The sequence below is a fragment of the Nocardia sp. BMG111209 genome, assembly GCF_000381925.1.
In the GTDB taxonomy this organism is placed as follows: Bacteria; Actinomycetota; Actinomycetes; order Mycobacteriales; family Mycobacteriaceae; genus Nocardia.
In genome coordinates this window covers 1,800,486-1,825,256 of record NZ_KB907307.1, presented here as the reverse complement: position 1 = coordinate 1,825,256, position 24,771 = coordinate 1,800,486, and the positions used below count along the sequence as shown (strand labels likewise).

Annotated in this window: 22 protein-coding genes; 11 read left to right on the top strand and 11 right to left on the bottom strand. The window is 68.1% G+C overall.

The window, feature by feature from the left end:
• Positions 1-225 precede the first annotated feature (225 nt).
• A complete protein-coding gene (locus G361_RS0108310; RefSeq protein WP_019926606.1) occupies positions 226-2,655 on the top strand; it encodes a beta-glucosidase in 2,430 nt (809 codons plus the stop codon).
• Here G361_RS0108310 and G361_RS0108305 read toward each other — a convergent pair.
• Positions 2,583-3,767 (bottom strand): amidohydrolase family protein, encoded by a 1,185-nt coding sequence (locus tag G361_RS0108305; RefSeq protein WP_036494086.1) that lies wholly within the window; start codon positions 3,765-3,767, stop codon positions 2,583-2,585. The genes G361_RS0108310 and G361_RS0108305 overlap by 73 nt on opposite strands.
• Positions 3,752-4,789 carry a Gfo/Idh/MocA family protein gene (locus tag G361_RS42780; RefSeq protein WP_019926604.1) on the bottom strand — a complete coding sequence of 346 codons (1,038 nt, stop codon included), beginning with the start codon at positions 4,787-4,789 and terminating at the stop codon, positions 3,752-3,754. Before G361_RS42780 ends, G361_RS0108305 begins: the two co-directional genes overlap by 16 nt.
• 84 nt (positions 4,790-4,873) lie before the next feature.
• Between G361_RS42780 and G361_RS42775 the strand changes: the two genes are divergently transcribed.
• Both G361_RS42775 and G361_RS0108290 read left to right on the top strand, forming a co-directional pair.
• Complete coding sequence (locus G361_RS42775; protein ID WP_019926603.1) at positions 4,874-5,503, top strand: TetR/AcrR family transcriptional regulator; 630 nt, start codon at positions 4,874-4,876, stop codon at positions 5,501-5,503.
• A 58-nt stretch (positions 5,504-5,561) separates the two neighbouring features.
• A complete protein-coding gene (locus G361_RS0108290; protein WP_036494746.1) occupies positions 5,562-6,194 on the top strand; it encodes a TetR/AcrR family transcriptional regulator in 633 nt (210 codons plus the stop codon).
• Positions 6,195-6,207: 13 nt separating this feature from the next.
• Here G361_RS0108290 and G361_RS0108285 read toward each other — a convergent pair whose 3' ends face one another.
• On the bottom strand, positions 6,208-7,188 hold the full coding sequence (locus G361_RS0108285) for a zinc-binding dehydrogenase (protein ID WP_019926601.1): 981 nt from the start codon (positions 7,186-7,188) through the stop codon (positions 6,208-6,210).
• Positions 7,185-8,360: a sulfotransferase gene (locus G361_RS0108280; protein ID WP_026342822.1), complete on the bottom strand. Its 1,176-nt coding sequence runs from the start codon at positions 8,358-8,360 to the stop codon at positions 7,185-7,187. Before G361_RS0108280 ends, G361_RS0108285 begins: the two co-directional genes overlap by 4 nt.
• Positions 8,361-8,439: 79 nt before the next feature.
• Here G361_RS0108280 and G361_RS0108275 point away from each other — a divergent pair, with 79 nt between their 5' ends.
• From G361_RS0108275 to cysN, 4 genes are read left to right on the top strand one after another with little or no spacing between them, the layout of a single operon-like run.
• On the top strand, positions 8,440-9,666 hold the full coding sequence (locus tag G361_RS0108275) for an alkyl sulfatase dimerization domain-containing protein (RefSeq protein ID WP_019926599.1): 1,227 nt from the start codon (positions 8,440-8,442) through the stop codon (positions 9,664-9,666).
• Positions 9,663-10,124, top strand: a complete 462-nt coding sequence (locus tag G361_RS0108270) for a VOC family protein (protein WP_019926598.1) — start codon at positions 9,663-9,665, stop codon at positions 10,122-10,124. The genes G361_RS0108275 and G361_RS0108270 overlap by 4 nt, the downstream gene beginning before the upstream one ends.
• Positions 10,125-10,160: 36 nt before the next feature.
• On the top strand, positions 10,161-11,063 hold the full coding sequence (cysD, locus tag G361_RS0108265) for a sulfate adenylyltransferase subunit CysD (RefSeq protein ID WP_019926597.1): 903 nt from the start codon (positions 10,161-10,163) through the stop codon (positions 11,061-11,063).
• Positions 11,063-12,985, top strand: a complete 1,923-nt coding sequence (cysN, locus tag G361_RS0108260; protein ID WP_019926596.1) for a sulfate adenylyltransferase subunit CysN — start codon at positions 11,063-11,065, stop codon at positions 12,983-12,985. Before cysD ends, cysN begins: the two co-directional genes overlap by 1 nt.
• A gap of 22 nt (positions 12,986-13,007) precedes the next feature.
• Here the strand turns inward: cysN and G361_RS0108255 are convergent, their stop codons facing one another.
• From G361_RS0108255 to G361_RS0108235, 5 genes are all read right to left on the bottom strand, one after another.
• Positions 13,008-15,353, bottom strand: coding sequence for a nitrate- and nitrite sensing domain-containing protein (locus tag G361_RS0108255; protein WP_019926595.1), 2,346 nt, complete (start codon positions 15,351-15,353; stop codon positions 13,008-13,010).
• 24 nt (positions 15,354-15,377) lie between these two features.
• A complete protein-coding gene (locus G361_RS0108250; protein WP_255359790.1) occupies positions 15,378-16,862 on the bottom strand; it encodes an alkaline phosphatase in 1,485 nt (494 codons plus the stop codon).
• Between the two features lie 212 nt (positions 16,863-17,074).
• Positions 17,075-17,533, bottom strand: a complete 459-nt coding sequence (locus tag G361_RS42770; protein WP_019926593.1) for a VOC family protein — start codon at positions 17,531-17,533, stop codon at positions 17,075-17,077.
• 50 nt (positions 17,534-17,583) lie between these two features.
• Positions 17,584-17,982 carry a VOC family protein gene (locus tag G361_RS0108240; RefSeq protein WP_196814442.1) on the bottom strand — a complete coding sequence of 133 codons (399 nt, stop codon included), beginning with the start codon at positions 17,980-17,982 and terminating at the stop codon, positions 17,584-17,586.
• A 350-nt stretch (positions 17,983-18,332) separates the two neighbouring features.
• Positions 18,333-18,998: a TetR/AcrR family transcriptional regulator gene (locus tag G361_RS0108235; RefSeq protein WP_019926591.1), complete on the bottom strand. Its 666-nt coding sequence runs from the start codon at positions 18,996-18,998 to the stop codon at positions 18,333-18,335.
• A 47-nt stretch (positions 18,999-19,045) separates the two neighbouring features.
• Here G361_RS0108235 and G361_RS0108230 point away from each other — a divergent pair, with 47 nt between their 5' ends.
• Together G361_RS0108230 and G361_RS0108225 are read left to right on the top strand one after the other, a co-directional pair.
• Complete coding sequence (locus G361_RS0108230; RefSeq protein ID WP_019926590.1) at positions 19,046-19,687, top strand: maleylpyruvate isomerase family mycothiol-dependent enzyme; 642 nt, start codon at positions 19,046-19,048, stop codon at positions 19,685-19,687.
• Between the two features lie 150 nt (positions 19,688-19,837).
• Complete coding sequence (locus G361_RS0108225) at positions 19,838-20,887, top strand: LLM class flavin-dependent oxidoreductase (RefSeq protein ID WP_019926589.1); 1,050 nt, start codon at positions 19,838-19,840, stop codon at positions 20,885-20,887.
• A 37-nt stretch (positions 20,888-20,924) separates the two neighbouring features.
• Here the strand turns inward: G361_RS0108225 and G361_RS42765 are convergent, their stop codons facing one another.
• Positions 20,925-22,397: an MFS transporter gene (locus G361_RS42765; protein ID WP_231386818.1), complete on the bottom strand. Its 1,473-nt coding sequence runs from the start codon at positions 22,395-22,397 to the stop codon at positions 20,925-20,927.
• A 23-nt stretch (positions 22,398-22,420) separates the two neighbouring features.
• Here G361_RS42765 and G361_RS0108215 point away from each other — a divergent pair, with 23 nt between their 5' ends.
• Positions 22,421-22,876, top strand: a complete 456-nt coding sequence (locus G361_RS0108215; RefSeq protein ID WP_019926587.1) for a MerR family transcriptional regulator — start codon at positions 22,421-22,423, stop codon at positions 22,874-22,876.
• A gap of 169 nt (positions 22,877-23,045) precedes the next feature.
• Here the strand turns inward: G361_RS0108215 and G361_RS51430 are convergent, their stop codons facing one another.
• Complete coding sequence (locus tag G361_RS51430; protein WP_019926586.1) at positions 23,046-23,168, bottom strand: hypothetical protein; 123 nt, start codon at positions 23,166-23,168, stop codon at positions 23,046-23,048.
• Positions 23,169-23,515: 347 nt separating this feature from the next.
• On the opposite strand from G361_RS51430, the gene G361_RS0108205 reads away from it, so the two are divergent.
• Positions 23,516-24,718: an alcohol dehydrogenase catalytic domain-containing protein gene (locus tag G361_RS0108205; protein WP_026342821.1), complete on the top strand. Its 1,203-nt coding sequence runs from the start codon at positions 23,516-23,518 to the stop codon at positions 24,716-24,718.
• Positions 24,719-24,771: the final 53 nt, after the last annotated feature.

Genomic DNA, 24,771 nt, shown 5'->3' with positions numbered 1-24,771 from the left:
ATGAATTTTGGTGATGGCAGAAATTCCCCGAGGGTATTTCCGCAGCAGCTACGCCCGTCGTTTCCCATATCTGTTGTCGCTTTCGGACGGCCGAGTATCACGTGCTAGTGTGCCGATCACCGTCGAGCGGCCGGCACAAGAACCACCAGCCGGTCCGATCGCGCAGTGCTCGCACGCACTCCCGACGGCACTCCAGCACTCCCCGAACCGATGAGGAATACGGTCATGGATCCGACCCAGCGCGCGGACGCCCTCTTGGCTCGAATGACCTTGGAGGAGAAGACCCTTCAGCTGACATCGGTCATGGGCCCCAGCCTGTTCGGACCCGGCGGAGCCGACGCGGACCGGCTCGCGGCCCGGCTGGGCGGCGGGATCGGCCAGGTCTCCGGTCTGGCGAGCTTCGGCGCGCGGCCGCCGGCCGCCGTGGCCCGTGCGGTCAACCAGGTCCAGCGCTTCCTGGTGGCGGAGACCCGCCTCGGTATTCCCGCGATCTTCCACAACGAGGCACTGAACGGTGTCATGGCGCCCGGATTCACCGTCTTCCCGACCGCGATCGGCCTCGCCGCGGCCTGGGATCCGGACGCGGTGGAACGGATGGCGGCGCTCACGGGCCGGCAGCTGCGGGCGATCGGCATGCGTCAGGCGCTGTCCCCGGTCCTGGATGTGGCCCGGGACGCCCGGTGGGGCCGCGTCCACGAGACCTACGGCGAGGATCCGTACCTCGTCACCGCGCTGGGTGTCGCCTTCGTCCGCGGCCTGCAGCGCGAGGGTGTCCTCGCCACCGGGAAACACTTCCTCGGCTACGCCGTGACGGAAGGCGGCCAGAACATGGCCGCGACCGCGGTGGGTGCGCGGGAACTGTACGAGGTCCACGCCCGCCCGTTCGAAGCGGCGATCCACCTCGCCGGGCTGGGGTCGGTGATGAACTCCTATTCGGAGTACGACGGCGTCCCGATCGGCGCCAACCGCGCGATCCTCACCGAACTGCTGCGCGAGCGTATGGGATTCACCGGCACCGTCGTCGCCGACTACATGACCGTCGAGTGGCTCGCCTCCCGGCAGGAAATCGCCGCCGGCAACGCGGAAGCCGGCGTCCTGGCACTGGCCGCCGGCCTCGACGTCGAACTCCCCGATCCGGCCGGATACGGGCTCACACTCGCCGAGGCGGTACGGGCGGGCCGGATCGGCGAGGACGTGGTCGACCGGTCCGTACGCCGGGTACTGCGCGACAAGTTCGCCCTCGGTCTCTTCGACGATCCGTATGTCGCCGAGGATCCGATCGTCATCGAGCGCATCGCCACCGAGGGTACGGAGCTGGCCCGTGACCTGGCCGGCAGGTCCGTGACACTGCTGAAGAACGAGAACGGCATACTTCCGCTGAGGCCGGAGATCCGCAGGGTGGCGGTCGTCGGCCCGCACGCCGACGATGTCACCGCCGCATTCCCGACCTACACCTATCCGGCGATGCGGTGGATGCTCACCCGATCCGCCGCCGCCCACGCCATGCCGGGAACCGATGCCGTGGCGGAGGGTTCGGCCGAGTCCCTGGCAGCCGAGATGGCAACTGCCGCAACGCAGGACAGGAACACCTGGCTGCGTGGCGAATACGGTGCCCGGTCGCTGGCCGAGGCGGTCCGGGAAGCCCTGCCGGACGCCGAGGTCACCGTCGTGGCCGCGACCGGCCTGCTGGCCCCCGGACCCGACGGCGCCGCCGGGCCGGCCGCCGCGGTCGAGGCCGCGCGCGCCGCCGAGGTGGTGATCCTGGCGCTCGGGGGCCGCGGCGGCTGGCTGCCCGACGGCACCGAGGGCGAGGGCCACGACACCGCCGATATCGAACTACCGGCCGTACAGGTGGAATTGGTGAAGGCGATCGCCGCGACCGGCACCCCGGCCGTCGGCGTCGTGCAGACCGGCCGCCCGTTCACCGTCACGTCGATCGTGGACGACCTGGCAGCCGTCGTCTGGGCGTTCTACGGCGGTCAGTTCGGGACGCGGGCCGTCGCCGACGTCCTGACCGGCGCCGCCGAGCCGGCCGGCCGGCTGCCGTACAGCATTCCCCGCCATGTCGGCCAGGTCCCGATCCACCACGGCCAGAAGACCGGCAGCGGCTACCGGCGCACCGACCGGGACATGCACCGCGGCTACCTCGACCGGCCCGCGACCCCCTTGTTCGCGTTCGGTCACGGCCTGAGCTACACGACCTTCCGGTACGGCGAGCTGAGCCTCGACCGCACCGATGTCCCCGCCGACGCAGCGGTCACCGTGACCGTGCCGGTCACCAACACCGGCGACCGGGCCGGTGACGAGGTCGTCCAGTTGTACTTCCACGACACCGCAACCGGACTCACCCGTCCCGCACAGGAACTCGTCGGCTTCCGGCGGGTCCGTCTCGACCCCGGAGCCACGGCCACCGTCGAATTCACCATCCGGATGAGCCAGCTCGGTTACGTCGGACCGGACGGCGCGTTCATCCTCGAGCCGGGCCCGGTCGGCGTCATGGCCGGTGCCGCGTCCGACGACATCAGAAGCCGCGGCAGCTTCGAGATCACCGGCGACACCATCGTTCTCGACGGCCGCCGCAGCTACCTGTCGGAGGCCGTGACGCGGGTGACCCGGTCGATCACGGGTTGCAGTGCGGCGGAGTCGAATCCGTAGACGGTGACGGCGTTGTCGAACAGGAGGCGCCGGGTGTCGGCGGCGGTGACCGTCGGTTGTCCGGTCAGTTCGGCGATCTGCGCGTCGGTGTTCGGATAGATGGTTTCGAAGTGCGGATAGTCGATTCCCACCATGGCGCGATCGCATCCGATGACGAATTCGCCGTCCTCGGGTGTGTAGCCGGAGCCCATCCGGTCCATCGGGAGTTGATCGTGGTGGAACGGCGAGATGCCCGCATAGCAGTTGGTCTGCCAGTATTCGCTGGGCAGGCGGGTGAACCGGCGTTCCCGGCGCAGGTGCGCGGCGAAGCCGGTCCAGCTGTCGCCGCGGCGGAACCTGCGGTCGAAGCGGTCCAGGGCCGCGCCGATCCACCACGACTCGGTTTCCACGTAGGCGACGGTCAGATCGGGGAAGCGGTCGAAGACGCCGCCGACGATCATCTGCCACAGTGATCGTCCGGAGAAGAAGGAGTGCTCGTAGGCGAGGGTCAGAATCGCCGCCAGCCCCGGCGGGTCGTAGGCCGGCGCCCCGGTGCCGCCGTGCTGGCTGATCGGTAGCCCGGTCTCCTGGATCGCGGCCCAGACCGGATCCAGCACGGGATCGAAGAAGTAGGTGCCGCCGGGAATCAGCGCGGGCATCATGATGCCGCCCAAGCCGCGTTCCTTGGCCCGATACACCTCCGCGACAGCCTCATCGAGGCGATCGCGGTCGTCGAAGGACAGGAGCGCCTGGCCCTTCAGCCGTTCGGGGGCCTGCGCGCAGAAGTCGGCCAGCCATCGGTTGTAGGCGGTGATCCCGGCCCGGGTCAGTTCGGGGGTCGATGCCTCCGCGGTATCGGACACCGCCTTCGCCTGGAACGGAATACCGTTGGGGAACAACACTTCTCCGACGACGCCTTGACTCTCGAGATCACGGAGCCGTCGGTCGGCGTCCCACTGCGCGTCCACGAGGAGGTCCGGATGGATGTTCCCGGCGTCGGGCAGCCCGCGCGCCTCGGCCGCGCGCAGCCATTCGTCGAATTCGGGCCGGTACTCGGCGTCGAGGTATTCGCGGTAGCCGGCTCGGGGCGCCTTGACGTGGCCGTCCACCGAAATGATCACATGCTGGGGCATGAGGTACCTTCCTCGATCGTCTGGCTGTCATCGGAATTCGGTTCCGGCACAGGCACACAGGGCGGCATGCCGGCGGCGCGGTAGATGTCGTCGATCAGCCGCATGACTGTGGTGGCTTCGCGGGCGTCGGTCGGTATCGGTGTGCCCTCGAGGATCGCGTCGCGGAACGCCTCGAGCTGATAGGCGTAGGTGCTGCGGAATCCGCCGGGATCGACATGCTGCCCGTCGGCCGTCGTCAGGGTCAGTTGCCCGCGGATGTGCGGGTGGTACGGCATCCCGACGTCCAGCGTTCCCGCCGATCCGATGACCTGCAACGTGATGGACAGCGGATCGTCGGTGCGCATACTCGCCCGGACCTGCCCCGGAATGTCATCGGGGAAGGCCAGCTCGACCGTCATGGCCGCATCCACTCCGGACACCTCCGTGGCCCGGGCCGTCACGATTCCCGGCTCGCCGAACAGGTAGCGCAGCAGCCGCAGCGGGTAACAGCCGAGGTCCATCACGGCGCCGCCGCCGAGTGCGCGCTGCCAGCGGAAGTCCTCCGGATCGGGTTGCGGCACACAGAAAGTCGCCGTCGCCGAGAGGATCCGGCCGAGGACCTGCTGCTCGATCACCTCGGCCATCCGAGGCCACATCGGGTGATACCGGGAATGGAACGCTTCCATCACCACCAGATCGGAACCCGCTGCCAGCGCGGCGATTTCGGCGGCCTCGGCGGCGTTCGCGGTGAACGGCTTCTCGCAGAGCACATGTTTGCCGGCCTCGATCGCCCGCCGCATCCAGTACCCGTGCAGCGCAGGCGGACTCGGTATGTACACGGCGTCGACGCCGGGATCGTCGACCACCGCCTCGTAATCGGCCAAGACCCGTGGAATCCCGTGTGCCGCAGCGTATTCCGCGGCCCGCTCGGGATCGCGGGCGGCGATCGCGCCGACCTCGATGCCCGGCAGGCCGGCGGCGGGCTGCAGGAGACCGGACTCGACGATACGGGCCGTGCCGAGCACTCCGAGGGAGATGGCCATCGATGTCACCCCAAAACAGAACTGATTTCGAATTTCGTGCGGGCTCAACGTAGCACGAAAACCGAAACAAGTTAGGCTTTCGGCATGGAGAACCCCTCGGCAGCGGAGGTCGACCGCAAGGCGGGTAACGGCGAGACCCGGCGTGGGCCGTACGCCAAGACGGCGGCCCGGATCGAGGCGATCCTCGACGCGGCGCTGGACCTGTTCACCACGGACGGTTTCCGCGGCGCCACCATGCGCGAGCTCGCGATCCGGGCCGGGATGAGCCAAACGGGACTCATGCACCATTTCCCGACCAAGGACGACGTCCTGATCGCTCTGCTGCAACGCGGCGACCACCGCTACCGCACCCGGTCGCCCGAAACCGACGACCTGCCCCCGCTCGACCGGCTGGTGGCGGTGGTCGACGACGTCGTGCGGGATCCCGCGCTGACGGCCCTGCGCCGGGTGCTCGCCGCGGAGGCCGTCGCGCCCGACCACCCGGCCCACGCCTATTTCCGCGACCGCACCACCTTCTTCGTCGGCCGCGCGGTCACCGTGTTCACCGAACTGCAGGACCAGGGCCGCCTGCGCCCCGGCGCCACCCCCGCCGCCCTCGGCCGCTGCCTGGTCGCACTGCTCGACGGCCTGCAACTGCAATGGCTGTACGACCCGACCATCGACATCGCCACCGAACTCAGGACCGCACTGCTCGACGCCTGGGTCATCCGATGACGGCCGGCGGCCCGGCAGTGCGTCGGTGGTCCTGCCCGGTCGGATTACGATCGTTGCGGTGAAGAGGAGAAACGACGGCGACGCGAGGCGGCAGGAACTGTGCGACGCGGCGATCGAGTTGCTCGCCCAGGACGGCGCGCGGGGCCTGACGCATCTGCGGGTCGACCGCAGGGTCGGGGTGGCGGACGGATCGACGTCCTTCTATTTCTCCACCCGCGCGGCGTTGCTGCGTGCGGTGACCAATCGCGTGGTGGCCCAGGATATCGCCGACTTCGAGGCGGCGATGGCGGCGATGAAGGCGGCCGGGGACCGCGCGGCGACCCTGTTGTCGACGCTGGCCGAACAGGCCGTGCGGACCGCCGTCGAGCCGGACCGGTCTCGTGCTCGCGCTCGATTCGAACTGATGATGATGGCGCAGAGCGATCCCGAATTGGCTTCCGTATTCGACGATCTGATGGACCGTTTCACGGCGATCGGTGAGGAGGCCGTCGCGCGCCTCCAGCCCGCCGGCGCACCGCCGGACGCGGCGTTGGTCAAGGAGCAGGCGTTCGCGATGATCACCTTCCTGGGCGGATTCCTGTTCCGGTTGGCCAACGGCATCGCCGGGTCGACCAGCGCGCGCCAACTCGAGGGATATCTGCGTGCCGTCATCGCGGGGGTCGCCGCCGAGCATGCCCGTGACATCCACTGAGCCACCGCACGTTTCAGCGGGGCCCGACGAGGACCCGGCCGTGTACCCGGCCGCCGCGAACGAGGTCGAAGGCCTCGGCGAGCCTGCTCAGGTCGAGCAGGGGACCGATCATCGGCTGTGGGTCGATGACTCCTTCGGTGAAGGCCCGGATCACACTGCGGAACTCGTCGGGCCGGTAGCAGACCGAGTATCGGATCGTGAGTTCGTTGAGGAGGGCTGTCACCGGTTCGATCGGGGTCGGCGTGGCACAGGCTCCGGAGATCACGATGCGTCCGCGCGGGCGCATCGCGGGCTGACATTCGCGAAGCAGGCCGGGGTGGCCGACGCATTCCACCGCGACGTCGTACGCACCGGCCTCGATCTCGCTCAGCGCGGGTAGCGCGTCGGTGGCGCCCATCGCGAGCGCGAGCGCGCGGCGGTCCGGGTCGGGATCCACGGCGGTCACCCGCTGCGCCCGGCGCTGCGCCAGCCAGGCGATGGTCGTCAAGCCGACGCCGCCGGCGCCGACGACCAGGATGTCTTCGCCCGCAGTGACTTCCGCGCTGTGCACGGCGTGCAGGCCGACCGCGAACGGCTCGACCAGGGCGGCATGGGAGTCCGGCACGCTGTAGGGCACGACGAACGCGTGCCGCGCCGGGACCACGGCGAATTCGGCGAATCCGCCCGGCGGCCCCATGCCGAGGTAGCCGGACCGGGCGCAGTGGGTGACGACTCCGGCCCGGCAGTACCGGCACGTCCCACAGGAGACGACCGGAAGTACGGCGACGTTCACACCGACCTGCCGGTCACCTGCCTGCGGTCCGACCGCGACGATCCGGCCGCCCAACTCGTGGCCCATGATCCGGCCGGCGGGCACGAACGGCCGAGCCTTGATATCGGATCCGCAGACGCCGCACGCGGCCACCCGGATCACCAATTCGCCGACCCCCGGTGTCGGGTCGGGCAGGTCGACGAGTTCGAAGCCCTGGTCCGCGGTGGTGATCGCCGCCTTCATACGTCCCCCTCCAATTCGATGTCGAACGCCGAGAGATAGTCGTGGAAGATCGGATCCAGATCGGCGCGGGACACCCCGGATCCCGCCAGGGAGTACGCCGCGCCGCCGTGGCGGTTCTGCGGGTGTTGCGCCAGCCAGTCGAGCATCGCCTGTTCGGTGGATGTGGTCAGGTCGTCTCGGGCCCAGTCGTACAGGTCGCGCATCACGGCGATGGGATCGCGCATCAGTTCGGCGTAGTGCAGGTCGAAGAAGCGATCCTCGCCGATACGGTCCCTGGTCCGTAGCGGCCGGTCGACGTGTTCCCGGAGCTGGGCCAGGACGTTGGGCACGATCGTGTCGACGTCGACGCGTGCGCCGAGCACGGCACGCGACAGATAGTTCAAGCGCAGGAACGAGGCCGTGGCCCGGTACGGATCGCGGTGGGCCCACACGATCCGCGCGTCGGGAAACGCGGCGAGCAGGGCCTCGATGTGGACCGCGTGTGAGGGCATCTTCAGCGACCACACGCCCGGGGCCTGCGACTGGAGCATCTGCAGCACGGTCCGCTCGTAGGTGTAGGCGCTGGTCATATCCGTCTCGAGCAGCCATTGCGCATAGTCCACGGTCGGCATGAACGCCTCCCAGAGATAGGCCTTGAAATCCTGGTTGTGCACGAACGTGCATTCGGTGGGGCCGTCGGCCTCGTCCCAGTGGACCATCGGGATGCCGGCGGCTTCGAATCCGCGGGCCAGCGCGTCGAGTTCGGCCTTCTTCGCGAGGCACCGCGGATCGGTGCGCAGGGTGCCCGGCGGCGAGGGTGGCACCGAATCCTCGGCCTCCCAGGTCAGCAACGATCGCCGCGCCGGATCCCGGTCGAGCAGATAGCTGGCCAGCGAGGTGCCCGTGCGGGGGAGTCCCAGCACCACGAGCGGCCGTTCCACCCGCTCGTCGCCGACCTCCGGATGGTTCTTGACGTAGTCGACGACGCGCAGCCGATTGCGCAGGGCGTCGACGAACCGGGCGTAGACGTATTCGCGGCCACCGGCGTCGACACCCGGCACGGATTCGACGGAGTCGACGAGCAGCCGCAGGCCCTCCTGCCAGGAATCTTCGCCGAAGTCGTCGTATCCGTCGCGCTCGCTTGCGCGGGTGACCAGATCGCTGAACCGAGATGTGTGCTGCGAGAAGGACATCGGTGTCATACGTCGAATACTATACGGCCATAGAGAACAAATGGTAGGTTCGTCCGCGATCGGTCTGGGAGGTGCACGGATGGCTCAATCACTCGACGAACTAGTCAAACGGGGCGAAGGCGGACAGGATGCCGTCGATGTCGGCGACGGGATCTTCCTGTCGCGGGGCATCGCCAACTGCTATCTGGTGACGACGCCGGACGGCGATGTGATGATCAACACCGGGACGGACTTCGAGGCGGGTGAGATCAAAGCGCGTTTCGGCCGGGTGAGCACGGGGCCGCTGCGGATGATCACCTTCACCCAGGGTCATCCCGACCACGTCGGCGGCTGGAGTTCGTTCACCGGGCCGGACGTGCGGACGATCGCCCAGGCCGGCCACGGCGACGTCCGCGAGTACTGGCGGCATCTGCATCCGTTCTACGTGCGTCGCATCATGCGGCTGTGGGGTGCGTTCATGGATGTGGGGTCGGCGGCGGAGACGCTGCCGCCGGAGCCGGTGCTCACCGACTCGTTCATCGACAGTCACGCCGTCGAGATCGGCGGGCGCCGTGTCGAGTTCTACGCCACCCCCGGCGGCGAGACCACGGACGCGCTCGCGGTCTGGCTGCCCGAGCAACGGATCGCCTTCATCGGCAATCTCATGGGTCCGTTCTTCGGTCACGTCCCGAACCTGTACACCCTGCGGGGCGACAAGATCCGCAGCGCGATGGCGTTCGTCCACTCGGTCGATCGGGTCATCGACCTGGCGCCGGACACCTTGTTCAACGGCCACGACGTCTTCCGCGGCGCCGAGGAGATCCGCGCGACCATGACGAAGGTGCGCGACGCGACGTCCTACCTGCGCGACCGCACCATCGACGGCATGAACGCGGGAGCCGATCTGTGGACGCTGATGCGCGACGTCACGTTGCCGCCGGAACTGGCGCTGCCCCAGGTACACGGCAAGGTGCCGTGGATCATCCGGGCGATCTGGGAGGAGCACGCCGGGTGGTTCCGCTTCGAATCGACCACCGAGCTCTACGACGTGCCGGCGTCGTCGGTGTGGCCGGACGTCGTCGACCTGGTGGGTGGCACGGCGCCGCTCGTCGAGCGCGCCGCCGCCCATACCGAGGCCGGACGGCCGCTGCAGGCCCTGCACCTGACCGACCTCGTGCTGGCCCACTCGCCCGGCGATCCCGATGCGACGCGGGTGAAACACGCTGCGCTCGAACAACTTCTGCGGGCCGGTGGCCGGGAGAACCACAGCGAGGTGCAGTGGCTGGAGCAGGAGATCAACGGCGCCACACCGGAGCAGGACCGATGAAGCCCGAAAACCTCTACCACACCGGGATTGTCGTCGACGACCTGCGCGCGACCATGGACTGGTTCGGCGCGGTCGCGGGCTATGCCTGGACGGACGTCGTCGAGGTCGACCAACTGGTGGAAACGTCCGCAGGCGAGGTGACCGTCCCGATGACGATGGCCTACTCCGGCGCCGATCCACGGTTGGAACTGTTGCAGTCCGTCCCCGGAACACTGTGGACGCCTGCGGATTCGGGTGTCCACCACCTCGGCTACTGGTCCGACGACATCGAATCCGATCTCGCGATGCTCGTGGCCGGCGGCATGGACCTCGAGGCCAAGTCGTACAACCCCGGTGACCCCGCGTCGCTGTTGTGGGCGTACGCGAAGGGTCCGGCCGGTCCGCGGATCGAACTCGTCAGCCGCGAGATGGAACCCTTCATCGCCTACTGGTGGTCCACGGCCGGCTCCACGAAGTGAGCTCGACGATCGAGCCGGACCCGAGGAGGAGAACTCGTGCAGCAATTGACACATCTGCAGCGGCTGGAGGCCGAGAGCATCCAGATCTTCCGGGAGGCGGTCGCGGAGTGTGAGCGGCCGGTGCTGCTGTACTCGGTCGGGAAGGACAGTTCGGTGCTGTTGCACCTGGCGCTCAAGGCCTTTCACCCGGCGAAGCCACCGTTCCCGCTGCTGCACGTCGACACCACCTGGAAGTTCCGGGCGATGTACGAGTTCCGGGACGGGATCGCCGCGCGACACGGGGTGGAGCTGCTCGTGCACCGGAATCCGGAATGTGTTGCGCGGGGCATCAATCCGTTCGAGCACGGCTCGGGGGTGCACACCGACATGTGGAAGACCGAGGGGCTCAAGCAGGCTTTGGATCTGCACCGGTTCGACCTCGCCTTCGGCGGGGCCCGCCGCGACGAGGAGAAGTCCCGGGCCAAGGAACGCGTGTTCTCCATCCGGTCGGCGCAACATCGGTGGGATCCCAAGCAGCAGCGGCCCGAGTTGTGGCGGCTCTACAACGCTCGCACCGGCCCGGGGGAGAGCGTCCGGGTGTTCCCGCTGTCGAATTGGACCGAACTCGATGTCTGGCAGTACATCCATCGCGAGCGGATCCCGATCGCGCCCTTGTATCTCGCCGCGCCGCGGCCGGTGGTCGAACGCGACGGGACGCTGATCATGGTGGACGACGATCGGATGCCGTTGGCGCCCGGGGAGATTCCCGAGGACCGCAGCGTCCGGTTCCGCACCCTCGGCTGCTACCCGCTGACCGGGGCGATCGAGAGCACCGCCACGACGCTGCCGGACGTGATCCGGGAAATGTTGCTCACCACCAGCTCCGAACGCGAGGGCCGGGTCATCGACCACGACTCGAGCGCGTCGATGGAGAAGAAGAAGCAGGAGGGCTACTTCTGATGACATACCCGGTCGATGATCTGGCGTCCACCGATATCGAGGCGTATCTGCGCCGGCACGAACACAAGTCGCTGCTGCGGTGTATCACCTGCGGCAGTGTCGACGACGGGAAGTCGACGCTGCTCGGGCGGCTGCTCTACGACTCGAAACTCGTCTTCTCCGACCATCTCTCGGCGCTGGAACAGGATTCGAAGACCGTCGGAACCCAGGGCGGGGAACTGGATTTCGCGCTGCTGGTCGACGGCCTGGCCGCCGAACGCGAACAGGGCATCACCATCGACGTGGCGTATCGGTTCTTCGCCACGGAGAAACGGAAGTTCATCGTCGCCGACACTCCCGGCCACGAGCAGTACACCCGCAACATGGTCACCGGCGCCTCCACCGCCGACGCCGCGGTGATCCTCATCGACGCTCGCAAGGGCGTACTCACCCAGACCCGGCGGCACAGCTTCCTGGTGGCACTGCTCGGCATCCGTCACATCGTGGTCGCGGTCAACAAACTCGACCTGACCGGCTATTCGCAACAGGTGTTCACCCGGATCGAACGTGACTACCGCGCCTTCGCTGCGGACATCGGCCTGGAGACGGTCACGTGCATTCCGATCTCGGCACTGCGTGGGGACAACATCACCCGGCTCAGCCCGAATATGCCTTGGTACGAAGGTCTTTCACTGCTCGAACATCTGGAGACGATCGAGCTCGCCGACGATCTGTCCACCACCCCGTTCCGGTTACCGGTGCAGTGGGTCAACCGGCCCGACATCGACTTCCGCGGATTCGCCGGGCAGATCGCCGGTGGCACGATCCATCCCGGCGACCGGGTGCGAATCCTGCCCTCCGGCACCGACACCGCGGTGGCCCGGATCGTCACCGCGGACGGCGACCTCGCCGAAGCGGTGGCCGGGCAGTCCGTCACGCTCACCCTCGCCGATGAGGTCGATGTCAGCCGTGGTGACGTGATCGCCGCGCGCGCGGACCCGCCGCCGGTGGCCGACCAGTTCGAATGCCACCTGGTGTGGATGAGCGAGGATCCGATGCTGCCCGGCCGGCCGTATCTGGTCAAGGTCGGTACCCGCACGGCGACCGCCACCATCGTGACGCCCAAATACAAGATCAATGTCAACACCCTCGAACACAACCCCGCGCGCACCCTCGTCTCGAACGAGATCGGTGTCTGCAACATCAATCTCGATCGCCGGATCCCGTTCGACCCCTACACCAGCAACCGGGACATGGGCGGGTTCATCCTCGTCGACCGCTTCACCAACGCGACCGTCGCCGCCGGCATGCTGCACTTCGCGCTGCGCCGCGCGGACAATGTGCACTGGCAGGCGGTCGAGGTGACGAAAGCGGCCCGCGCCCGGCAGAAGGCGCAGCGGCCGGTGGTGGTGTGGTTCACCGGCCTGTCCGGCGCCGGTAAGTCGACCGTCGCCAATCTCGTCGAAAAGCGTTTGCACGAACAGGGTTTCCACACCTACCTGCTGGACGGCGACAACATCCGCCACGGCCTGAACAAGGACCTCGGATTCACCGATGCCGACCGTGTGCAGAACATCCGCCGGATCGCCGAGGTCGCGAAACTGATGGTGGATGCCGGGCTCATCGTGCTGTCCTCGTTCATCTCCCCCTTCCGCGCCGAACGGCAGCTGGCCCGGGAGCTGCTCGAGGCCGGCGAATTCATCGAAATCCACATCGACGCGCCGTTGGCCGTCGCCGAAGCCCGCGATCCGAAGGGGCTCTACGCCAAAGCCCGCCGTGGCGAGCTGGCGAATTTCACCGGCATCGACTCGCCCTACGAACCACCCGAGACGCCCGAACTGCGACTCGACGCCGGTGGCGCCGAAACCCCCGAGGCGCTCGCCGAGACCGTCGTGGCGTATCTGCGCAGCGTCGGCGTCGTCGGCCCGTCCGGAACCGACTGACAGCGAGCAGGTGGCGGCCGCCTCAGAAGGGCGAGGTCCCGAAGCCACCGGGATCGGCTGTGCGGCCGGATCCGGTACCGTCCTCGTCGGCGGACAACGGATCTCGCGTCTGTCGGGCCGCATACCACGGTGGTGCGGGCTCGTCGCGCTGATGGCCGCCGGCCGGCTCCGGCGCGAGACTCGCGCGGTGGAGGCGACGGGTGACCGCCGGCGGATTGCCCGCGAAGCTGCCCGGATCGTCCGTGCCACCCGGGTACCCGAGGTCTTCCGATCGTGTTGTGGGAGTGTCGAATCCGGGCGCCGGTGGCGCGTTCCGCGGGCGGTACCGGATGGGGACGGGCGGCGGTGCGGCGTTCGCCGGCAGCTCGACGGCACGCGGGTATCCGGGCTGGTCCGAGGTCACCATCCGGGCCGATTCCGGCTCGGCGCGCCGGCCGTCGGTCGGTGTGAACGGTTCGGCGACAAGCAATTTCGACGGAATCAGCACGATGGCGCGGACTCCGCTGTAGTCGGATTCGGTGAGCCGTACGGTGACATCGTTGCGGTACGCCAGTTGCGCGACCACGAATATGCCCAGTCGGGAGTCCTCGGACAGCGGGCCGACACCGAAATCCGGCGGATCGGCCAGCATGTCGTTGATCCGGGCGAACTCGCCTTCCAGCATGCCCATACCCTGATCGGCGATCTCGACGACCACACCCTTGCCCACGACGCCGCTGCGGACCTCGACCTGCGTCTGTGGCGGGGAGAAGTTGGCGGCGTTGTCGATGAGTTCGGCGAGCAGATGCACCAGGTCGGCCACGGAGCTACCGGTGAGCATCACCTCGGGTGTGCGCATGATCCGCACCCGGCCGAAATCGACAGCCTCGCTCACACTACTGCGGATGATCTGCACCAACGGCACCGGATTCCGCCACCGACGTCCGGGCTCACCGCCGGCGAGGATGACCAGGTTCTCGGAATTGCGGCGCTCGCGGGTGGTGAGATGGTCCAGCCGGAAGAAGATGTCGAGCAGCGCCGGATCCTCCTGATGGGACTCCGCCTCGTCCAGGATCTCGAGCTGCCGGTGGACCACCACCTGGCTTCGGTGCGCGATGTTCAAGAAGACGGCACGCACACCCTCCCGCGTGCGCGCCTCGGTGACGGCAGCGGCGACCGCGGCGGTCTGGGCGTGGTTGAACGCGTCCGCCACCTGGCCGATCTCGTCCGTGCCGAATGCCAGCGGCGCCGACTCGGCGGCGACGTCGACGTCCTCCCGGGCGCCGAGGCGCGCCATGATCTGCGGCAACCGGTCACTCGCCAGCGCCAGCGTCTGATCGCGCAACCGCTTCAGCCGGCCGATCATCCGATTGGCCAGCAGCAGCGACACCATGAAGGCGACGATCGCGGCGACCAGCAGCACGCTGCCGACGATCAATGCGGTCCGCGCACTGCGATCGGCGGCCTGTGCGGCCATTCCGTGCGCGTGCAGCATCTGCCCGTCCCAGAGTTCGAGCAGGGCGTTGTTGGCCTGGTTGGTGGTATTCGTCCAGTCCGCGGGGGTGAACGACATCGGCGCCGGCTCCGCGCCGGATTTGCCCGGCGCCGCGGTGAGCGGATCCAGCGCACGGGCCAGCAGCGTGTTCTCCATCATGATCAGCCGCAGCCACGCCGGACTCGTCGTGACCGCCTTGACGGCCGCGGATTGCGCCGCCAGCGATTCGATGCCGGTCCGGTATCCGCCGACCAGGCGTGAGTATTCGATGGCCAGTGGCGGTGTCAGTGTGCCGTTGTTCGCCAGAACCACACCCAAAGCCGCACTCCGCGAGAGCATTTCCGATGCCGACACGATCGTCAGCGCCGTGGATACCGCACTCGCGACCGCGGGCGTCGGCGCGTCGGCCTGGACGATCTCGCTGCCCACCGAGATCGCGTCGAGGAAATGACTGTAGTAGTCGTAGGCGTCCGCGATCGGGAGCGTCCCGGCGTCGACCTGCGCACGGACCGACACCAGCCGGGCTTTCGCCGTCTGGATTCCGCCGATGTCACCGGTCACCTCGGCATGCCCGGATCTGGCGAACGAATCGGAGGTGCTGTCGAGAATGCGGGAGGCGGCATCGAAACGGCTGCGCGCCTGGAGCAGTGGTCCCGGGTCGCCACCGCCACCGATGAGCCACACGATCGAATATTGCCGCTCGAGTTGATCCGCTGTCACGAGATCCCGTGTCGGCGGAGTGGCCGCGGCGAGCGCCTCCGACCAGTTCCGCGCGTGCCTACCCTGTGTCGCGGCATATCCCGCGCCACCCACGCCGATGATGAGCAGAACCACGCTCGGGACGAGGGCAACGGCGAGAATACGAGCCCGGACACCCAGCCTCGGTGTGAACATTTGTTTATCGGTTTCCTCGGCGATCTACTGCCGGCCGGCGTACTCGGCCGCCGACGGCGCCACAGCCGACGAATTGACCTCGGTTATCCGCCGCGCTCCGGATGCGACCGTGTATTCGGCGATCAGCTGTGCCGGTCTCGTGTGCTGCTCGGTGGCGGAGACCGACCAGATCTGCATCCGCAGTCGCCTCTCGTCCGCCAGCAGAACTCCGAAGCCCTGCGAACTCGGATCCAGGTGTCGGACATGGTCGTTCAGCGCGCTGACGGTCGATGTCACCGAGTCGGCCACTGCCGGTCCGAGATCGCCGACGACGGCGGCACTCACGGGAGGTATCCCGAACTGCGCTGCGACCGATCGGTCCCGCACGGGTACATCGCCTGCCCAGGACATGCGGCTGTCGCCGGCCACGAAGACGACGTTATCGGTTGCGCTCGAATCGATCTCGGTGAGCATGGCACGCCGGTCGTCGTCGAGTCCGTCCCATGGGTATGCGGTGACGTCGGTGTCGCCGGGAGGGAGTGACAGCAACTGTGCCAGCACCGATGCGGCGGCGGGATCCAGCGGCGTCACGTTCACCGGCGCGACCATCGCGGGGGATGCGACCACTTTCCACTGTGCCCCTAATCGTTTCAGGTTCGTGCTCGGCCACGATGAGGGATCGTGCGGGAGCTGCACTGCTCCGCCTTCGTCGCGCCGGGTGCCGGTCATGAACAGATCGACTCGTGAGCCGAATCCGATCGATCGATCGGAGGCTTCGCCGGTGCGTGGTTCTCGGACCGGCATCCATTCGAAGAACGCCTGTTTCGCGTTTCGTGCCACGTCATCGTCGGCGAGGGACGATGTGGTGCAGGGCGATGTGCAGATCCACGGCGCCGCGGAATGTGCCGCCTGCAGATCGGGGTCCGACCTGTGCAGCTCGTAGCGGCTGCGGAAGTCGGCCAGCGAGATCGGATCCGGTGTCGCCGGCTGGTGTCCGACCGACGCGCGCGACACTCCCGCCACAGCCGCCGATCCGAGGCCCAGGTAGTCCCCGATGTGCACGATCGCGGCAAGCTCGGGGCGGGTGGACAATTCGCGATAGGCCCCGAAACAGCCTGCGGACCAAGGCGAATGCGCGACGAAGCCGAGTTCCAGCGTATCGATGTTCGCGTCCGCCGCCGGCGCGGTTCGCGTTCGTCCGATCTCGGACATCGCGCCGTTGCTGGTGAACCGGTAGTGGTAGGTCGTGTCGGGTGCCAGTCCGTCCACGTCGATCTTGACCGTGTGATCGCGTTCGGCGCTCGTGATCGTGTAGCCGCTCCGGACCGGACGGGTCATGCCCGGGTCCGTCGTCACCTCCCACACCACCCCGGCGTGCGACGAGTGATCCGATCCCGGGGTGATTCGCGTCCACAGCACGACGGAGTCCGCAGTCGGGTCGCCCGACGCGACGCCGTGCCGGAATACCGACAGCCGGTCGGGGTCCGTCGGCTCTCCGGCCGGACGGGTGGCAGCGCGCTCGGCGATCACGCCCACGACACCGAGGCCCAGGGCCGCGGACGAGCCTCTGATGAATCCGCGCCGGGACAGCGATGAATGCCCCTCGCGGGAAGTGGAAATCGTTTTCTGTGGTCGATCGGCGCCGGCGCCTGTTTCGTTCAACGTACTTGTCCTCGATCGTCCGGAGGGCCGCTTGCCGGACGGGGTCTCGGCACCGGGCCCGAAAAGGGGAACCGTATTCGCTACGGCAGATCAGCGGTGGCGAAGAACAGCTCGACGAGCGGTTTCATCAAAGGCCCGACGAGTTCGATACGCGGGCCGACCGGACCCTTGCAATATGCCCACAGCGCAGGGCCGTTGGGCAGCAGCGCCTTCGCCTCGACCTTGATACCCTTGCGGTCGAGGACCGCGATATCCGCATCCACGTCCGCAGACCATCGGCCGTGATGATGCGGACCGGAATCGGTGGGGGTCCATACCGTTCCGGGTATGGTCTCGATGAGTTCGAGGCGGTGCGGCAGGTTCTCGCCGGAGTAGCAGATCTTGAGGAAGATGATCTTCTCTCCCTCCGGAGTCCATATGTATTGAGGTGCCTGGACAACCTTCGACCATTTGTAGCCGGCCGTGTCCGTGTACCATTTCTTCGCTGCTTCGAGATCGTCCACGACCATCCCGGTGTGGTAGAGATCCTTCGGTTCCATGGCGACCCTTCCTGGGTATCGCGATACACGCAGTGCTGGTGTGGCGGGGGTCAGAAGAGAATCGACTGCTGGGACCTGTCCACGAATTCGAGGCGAATTCCCGCAGGGCTTCGGCAATAGGCCCAGGCGGTGCGGCCGTCCGGCATGCGCGAGCGCACCTCCAGGGTCGCCCCGCTCGCTTCCAGCGCTCTGACATCGGCATCGACATCATCGGACCAATAGCCGTGGTGATGAAGTCCCGAATCGGCCGGCAGCCACATTGTCCCCGGGACCGACTGGATCAGCCTGACGCGGTGACCCAGATCCTCGGTGGAGAACGACCACCGCAGAACCACCGAGTTCGGACCGGTGGAGGTCTCGATCGGACAGCGGGACTCGGTGATGGCGTTCCACCGTTGACCGACCGTCTCGGTATACAACTGCTGCACCGCGATCAGGTCGTCGACCACATCGGCGGTGTAGAACAGGTTCGCTGGCCTCATGAGCACCCTTGATCATTTCGACGATTCGAGCGGAGTCGATTCGGACGCCGTACCGGTTCGACTGGCTCAGATGGCGGCAGCGACCGGGCGGCCGGCGGGGCCCTGGGGCCCGGCCGTGCTATTCATGGCGAAAGTGTGCCATGAATATCGGCGGGGTACAAGAGTGAAAAACCCGGCGCTCCCGAGGTGGTGCTCGGCGCCGTCACAGTGGGCGAATCGCCGGACGGGAAGCCGGTTTCCGGGCCATACGGGCTGATTTTGCCACGCGCGCAGCAGGATTCACCCGCACCGGGAGTCGCGTTGTGGCGGAAGTACTTTCAGCTGTCGGCGGCCGGGCGGCCCGCCGGTGGTTCACCGGTGCGGATGGCCGCCACCACCGCATCCAGCGCCCACTTCACGGCCCGCATGGCCTGCTCGCCGTCCAGTCCCCATTGCACGACGAGGCGTTCGTACGCGGGGACGTCCCAGAGCAGGTCGAGTACGGCGACCACGAGAGTGCGCTGTTCGTCGGACCAGTCCCCGGCGTACGGCACGGTGGCGTGCAGGAGCGCGTCACGCCGCATCCGATGCTCGGCCAGCAGGGCGGGTTGCGTTGTCCCCGGGCCCGATCGGGTCGATTCGGGGAATGTGCCCAAGGCGGCGAAGGTGCGCGAGGTGACCTCGGCGAGGTCCTCCAGTTTGAGGTCGTCGTAGTTGACGCCGGCCTCCTCCTTCAGGCGGCGGACGACCGCATCGTGCAGCTCTCGCTCGCTGCCGAAGTGCCGATACATCGAGCGCGCCCCGACGCCGGCCCGCTCGGCCACCGACCGGAAGGTCAGATCGCCCCAGTCCCAGCTCGGGAACTCGTGGGCCATATCGGCTGCGGCGTCCAGGATCTGGTCGCGCGTCTTCGCCGTCTGTGCCCGGCGACCCGAGTTGTCGTACTGGCGTCGCGATTTCGCCGGTGGGTCGTCGGACGGGTCCGGTGCGCTGGTGGCTGTCATCGTCGTCTCAGTCTAGGATGACGTCCCATTGGCCGAGAGGAGGGCCGATGCCGTTCGATCGTGAGCTCGTGTTCGCCACGGTCGCCGATCACCGTCGCCTGATCGCGAATACGCTCGAGGATCTCGATGACGACCGGTTGGCGACGCCGAGCCTGTGCGCCGGTTGGGACGTCGAAACGGTGGGTGCGCATGTGCTCAGCACCGTGGCCGACGGGTTGCCGGTATTTCTGGCCTCGGCGGTGCGCCGGGGGAGCCTGGCGCGCGCGATCGACGAATTGGCATGCCGCAGAGCGCAGTCGACGACGGCCGAGATCGTGTCCGGCCTGCGCGCGGTCGCCGACCGCCGGATCAGCCCCCCGCTGTTCGGGCCGCTCGACCCGCTCGCCGACGTCCTGGTGCACTACGGCGACATCGCCATTCCGCTCGGCCTGCCCTTCGAACCCGACCCGCACTCGGCGGCATCGGCACTCGATTTCCTGACCGGCCCGTGGCCCTTCGGCTTCGTGCCGCTGGGCCTGCTGCGAGGAATTCGATTGCGCGGCCTCGATATCGGACGTACCTGGGGCAACGGTGCCGAGGTGCGTGGTCCGGTCGCCGCGCTGATGATGACCGTCTGCGGTCGCACCGCGCTCCTCGACGACCTCGACGGGCCGGGACTACCGCTGCTGCGTCGCAGGCTGCGCATCTGACCCGCGCGGCCGACTCCCTTGTGAACCGAATATTCGTTCCGTACTCTGGCAATCCGGTCACCGATGGCCCGGAGCGCGGAGAGGGATCGAAATGAGCTGTGTGGCAGGCAGAGTCGCCTTCGTCACCGTGACCCGCGTCGGGGAGGTTTGATGTTCTCGTTGCGCCTCGACATGCGCGCACCGTCGATCGGCGCGCCGGCGCCGGAACTGTACGCGACCGCGCTGGAGATGTGTTCGTGGGCCGAGTCGCACGGCTGCCTGGCCGTGGTGATCTGCGAGCACCACGGGGCGGACGACGGGTACCTCCCGGCGCCGCTGGTGATGGCGGCGGCCGTCGCCGCCCGGACATCGACGCTGGCGATCAACACGGTGGTGATCCTCCCGCTGTACGACCCGGTGCGGCTGGCCGAGGAGATCGCCGTCGTGGACCTGTTGAGCCGGGGCCGGACATCGTTCACCCTCGGGCTCGGGTACCGGCCGGAGGAGTACGAACAATTCGGTGTCGACGTCCGGCGCCGCGGGCGCATCGCCGACGAGAAGCTCGACCTGCTGAGACGACTTCTGGCGGGCGAGGTCGTCGTTCGCGACGGTCGACGGATCAGGGTGACGCCACGCACCGCGACCCCCGGCGGCCCCCTGCTGATGTGGGGCGGTGGCTCGGTGGCCGCGGCCGAGCGGGCCGGACGCTACGGCCTGGGCCTGCTGGCCCAGGGCACGGTCCCGGGAATGCAGGAGGCGTACGAGAAGTCCGCGCGAGCCCACGGACACGAGCCGCTCATGACCCTGCTCCCGTCCCGGGACACCCACACCGTCCTGTTCGTCGCCCCTGACCACGGCATCGACCGCGCGTGGGCGGAACTGGGTAGCTTCCTCCTGCACGACGCCGTCAGCTACGCCGAGTGGAATCCCGCCAACGAGACATCGGCCGGCATCTCCACGGCCCGAACGATCGATGAGCTCCGGGAGACATCCCGCTCCCATCGCATCGTGAGTGTGAGCGAAGCCATCGAGATGGTCCGCCGCGGCGAGATGCTCAACCTCTCCCCGCTGTGCGGCGGCCTCCCTCCCGATATCGCCTGGCCCTATCTCGAGCGCGTGGGAGAAACCGTGCTCCCGGCGGTGGCCGCGGCATCCGCCGGCGAACGCTCGGGCCCCGACCTGGGCGGTGCCCTCGGCAGCCTGACCGCGACCCAGCCCTGAGTCCTCGGATACCATCTCGTGCCCCACGGCTACTCCGTCACCGTTGGACGGCGGATGCGATCCGGACCTCGGTGCCCCGGTCGATCTCTTCGAACAGTTCCGCTGCTCGGGTGGCGGTTTCGCCGGCGCGGCGGCCGGTGCTGAGCAGTCCGAGCAGCAGGACGCAGATGCCCAGACCCAGGACCGTCCACCATATGCCGCGTGCGGTCGCGGTGAATGTGGTGCCGCCGTGGGTCAGCGCGGGTCCGAGGATCGTTCCGGAGATCGCGACACCGAGGGTGGTTCCGGTCTGCCGTCCGACCGAGGCGAGGGAGGCGGCGACGCCGGTCATCGAGCGGGGCATTCCGGCGACGGCGGTGGTGGTGATCGGCGGGTTGACCGCGGTCAGGAAGATCCCGAACAACAGATACAGCGCCAGCACGATCGGCAGTGGGGTGGTCGGTTCGAGTCCGAGGGAGGCGAGACCGCCCAGGCTCAGTGCGGTCCCGGCGAGCAGCAGCGGCAGGCGTGGTCCTCGGGTGCCGACCAGTCCGCCGATCCGCCGGGAGAATGCCACGACCAGCAGCCCGACCGGGAGCAGGCACAGCCCCGCCGTGAGCGCGGACATGCCGCGGACGTTCTGGAGGTACTGCGTCGTGGTGAACAGGAACGCGCTGAATGCGCACAGCGCGCACAACGCGATCAGGATCGCGGAACCGAACGGCACGCTGCGGAACAGGCGCAGTTCCAGCAGCGGATCGGCGCGCCGGGACTCGTAGATCAGGGTGGCCGGCACGGCGAGCACAGCGGCGGCGAGCAGCACGAGGACGACCGGAGAACTCCAACCGAGCCATCGGGATTCGATGATCGCGTAGACGACGGCACCCAGCAGCAGGGCCACCAGGATCTGGCCCACGGGGTCGAATCTGCGTGCCCTGGGTGCACGGGACTCCGGCACGAACAGCGCGGTGCACACGATGGCGACGGCGACGATCGGGACGTTGATCCAGAAGACCGAATGCCAGCCGAGCCCGTCGACCAGCGCTCCACCGAGTATCGGTCCCACTGCCAGCGCCAGACCCGACATCGACCCGAAGACGCCGATGGCTCGGGCTCGCTGAGCGGGCTCGGGAAATGCGGTGGCGACGATCGCCATGGCCACCGGGTTGAGCATCGTGCCACCGATTCCCTGTACCGTCCTCGCCGCGATCAGCCACTCCATCGTCGGCGCCAGGCCGCACAGCAGCGAGCCGATCCCGAAGACCGCCAACCCGATCCGGAAGACGCGGCGGCGCCCGAATCTGTCGGCGACGGACCCGGCCGCCACCAGGAACCCGGCCAGCACCAGGGTGTAGGCGTCGACCGTCCACTGGAGACCGGACACCGAGGCATGGAGATCGTGACGGATCGCCGGCAACGCCACATTGACGATGGAGATGTCCATCACCACCACGACGATGCTCGCGCAGCAGATCGCCAGCACCAGCAACGGGTGCCGAACGTTCGGTGATCCAGGCATCTGTTCGGACATGCCGCAACGCTAGAATCTAGAGTGTGCTCGAAGTCAAGCCACAGTCGCCCGAACCCCGCCACGACCCGGGAGTGAGCATCGCGGAGGCGGCCCACCGCACCGGAATCAGCGTGCACACCCTCCGCTACTACGAGCGCGCCGGCCTGGTCGTCACCCCCGTCGACCGCACCCACAGCGGCCGCCGCCGCTACCGCGAGCAGGACCTGGAATGGATCAACATCTGCACCCGGCTGCGCGCGACCGGCATGCCGATCAAGACCATTCGCCGCTACGCCGAACTCGTCTCGGCCGGGCGAGGCAACGAAACCGATCGACTGGCCCTGCTGGAATCCCATCGGGCCGAGGTGATCTCGAAACTCACCGAGATTCAACAGAACCTCGAGCTCATCGACCACAAGATCGACGTCTACCGCAGCCGCGTCGTCGCAGGCGACGCCGACCGACTCTGGGCACCGCAAGGCCGGCCCCCGCGCGAATGAGCACACCGGCCTCCGGCTCGACTTCTTTGTAGGGCATGAGGATTCGCAGATCCGGAAACCGTTCACGGTCGGCGACCGGTGCCACTTCGCCTGCCACAGTGCACAGTTCGTACCGGGCCGCAGCATGCCGGCCGGAGCCGTGGCGAGTTCTCATCCGATCCGGCGAAGGTCACACGGTGATGTCGGTGGCGGTTTCGCCGATGTCGCCGCACAGGTGCGCGCGTCCGTCGGCGAGCCCGTAGGTGAGGAACCCGCCGGGGACCGCGCCGCCGTCGAGGGCGTCGATGGGCACCGCAGCTGTCGTGGCCGAGCACCACGATCAGCGGCCGATTCGCCACCGGGGCGGCAAGGTCGCTGTCGCTGCGGGCGGGTCGGTGGCCACGCGCGGCCGCGCGGATCGGTGGCCTCGTCCTGTTACAACGCCGCCTCGGGTGCGGGAATGGCGACTGATGCCCCGACGGTCGGGTAGTCCGGCCGCGATGGACCCTTCACGTGTTCCGGTACTCGACGCTCTGACTGCCCACCGGCGGGCCGGCTGCGACCGTGACCCCCTTCCGGCATCAGCAGGGTCGTGACGTGGCCCGGTATCGGGCAAATCGGTGATCGCACCCCGAGATACTCTGTGAGACAGGGGAGATGATGAAAGCAGTGACCTGGCAGGGCCGTCGTCACGTCGAGGTGACCGACGTACCCGATCCTCGGATCGAACAGCCCACGGACGTGATCATCAAGGTGACCGCGTCCGGGATCTGCGGCTCCGACCTGCATCTGTACGAGGTGCTCGGCGCCTACATGACCCCCGGTGACGTGCTCGGCCACGAGCCGATCGGATTCGTCACCGAAGTCGGACCGGAGGTCACCGAACTCGCCGTCGGTGACCGGGTCGTGATCCCGTTCCAGATCAGCTGCGGTGCGTGCGCCATGTGCGACGCCGGGCTGCCGACCCAGTGCGAGACCACGCAGGTCCGCGAATACGGTTGCGGCGCAGCCCTGTTCGGCTACTCCAAACTGTACGGCCGGGTGCCCGGCGGCCAAGCGGAATATCTGCGGGTCCCGCACGCCGACCACACCCACATCAAGGTCCCGCACGGCCCGCTAGACACCAGGTTCGTCTACCTCTCCGATGTCCTGCCCACCGCGTGGCAGGCCGTCGAGTACACCGGCCTGTCCGAGGGCGACACCGTGACGGTGCTGGGCCTGGGCCCGATCGGCGACATGGCCTGCCGGATCGCGGCCCACCGCGGACTGCGCGTGATCGGCGTCGATCGAGTGCCCGAACGCGTGGCGCGGGTCGCCGACCGTGGCATCGAGGTCATCGACACACGCGCCGCGAACGCATCGATCGGTGACGTCGTGCGGGACCGCACCGGCGGGCGCGGCTCGGACGCGGTGATCGACGCGGTGGGGATGGAAGCACACGGCTCCCCGGTGACCGCGGCGGCGCAGCACGCGCTCGGCCTGCTGCCGGACATGATCGAACGCATGGTGAACGACACCGTCGGCGTCGATCGGCTGTCCGCCCTGCACGCTGCGATCGATATCGTGCGCCGCGGCGGCACGATCTCGGTGATCGGCGTCTACGGCGGCGTCGCCGATCCGATGCCGATGCGGACCCTGTTCGACAAACAGATCCAGCTGCGCATGGGTCAGGCCAACGTGACCCGCTGGGCCCCGGACATCCTGCCGCTGCTGACCGACAACGACATCCTGGGCGTGGAATCCTTTGCCACGCATCGCCTTCCGCTGTCCGATGCCGCAGACGCCTACCGAATGTTCCAGCACAAGACCGACGGCGCGGTGAAAATCCTGCTCGACCCCGCCCTGTCCGCGGCCGCCGCCTGACGACGGTGAATGCCGCTGGATCACCGTCAGGAGATTGGTGACGACGGTGGTGG

Bases quoted from the DNA above. Each gene is read 5' to 3' on its own strand.
- G361_RS42780 (WP_019926604.1), bottom strand. From the start codon at position 4,789: ATGGCCATCTCCCTCGGAGTGCTCGGCACGGCCCGTATCGTCGAGTCC.
- G361_RS0108285 (WP_019926601.1), bottom strand. From the start codon at position 7,188: ATGAAGGCGGCGATCACCACCGCGGACCAGGGCTTCGAACTCGTCGAC.
- G361_RS0108270 (WP_019926598.1), top strand. From the start codon at position 9,663: ATGAAGCCCGAAAACCTCTACCACACCGGGATTGTCGTCGACGACCTG.
- G361_RS0108305 (WP_036494086.1), bottom strand. From the start codon at position 3,767: ATGCCCCAGCATGTGATCATTTCGGTGGACGGCCACGTCAAGGCGCCC.
- G361_RS0108205 (WP_026342821.1), top strand. From the start codon at position 23,516: ATGAAAGCAGTGACCTGGCAGGGCCGTCGTCACGTCGAGGTGACCGAC.
- G361_RS42770 (WP_019926593.1), bottom strand. From the start codon at position 17,533: ATGGAACCGAAGGATCTCTACCACACCGGGATGGTCGTGGACGATCTC.
- G361_RS0108235 (WP_019926591.1), bottom strand. From the start codon at position 18,998: ATGACAGCCACCAGCGCACCGGACCCGTCCGACGACCCACCGGCGAAA.
- cysN (WP_019926596.1), top strand. From the start codon at position 11,063: ATGACATACCCGGTCGATGATCTGGCGTCCACCGATATCGAGGCGTAT.
- G361_RS0108310 (WP_019926606.1), top strand. From the start codon at position 226: ATGGATCCGACCCAGCGCGCGGACGCCCTCTTGGCTCGAATGACCTTG.
- G361_RS0108280 (WP_026342822.1), bottom strand. From the start codon at position 8,360: ATGTCCTTCTCGCAGCACACATCTCGGTTCAGCGATCTGGTCACCCGC.
- G361_RS0108255 (WP_019926595.1), bottom strand. From the start codon at position 15,353: ATGTTCACACCGAGGCTGGGTGTCCGGGCTCGTATTCTCGCCGTTGCC.
- G361_RS42765 (WP_231386818.1), bottom strand. From the start codon at position 22,397: ATGTCCGAACAGATGCCTGGATCACCGAACGTTCGGCACCCGTTGCTG.
- G361_RS0108230 (WP_019926590.1), top strand. From the start codon at position 19,046: ATGCCGTTCGATCGTGAGCTCGTGTTCGCCACGGTCGCCGATCACCGT.
- G361_RS42775 (WP_019926603.1), top strand. From the start codon at position 4,874: ATGGAGAACCCCTCGGCAGCGGAGGTCGACCGCAAGGCGGGTAACGGC.
- G361_RS0108225 (WP_019926589.1), top strand. From the start codon at position 19,838: ATGTTCTCGTTGCGCCTCGACATGCGCGCACCGTCGATCGGCGCGCCG.
- G361_RS0108275 (WP_019926599.1), top strand. From the start codon at position 8,440: ATGGCTCAATCACTCGACGAACTAGTCAAACGGGGCGAAGGCGGACAG.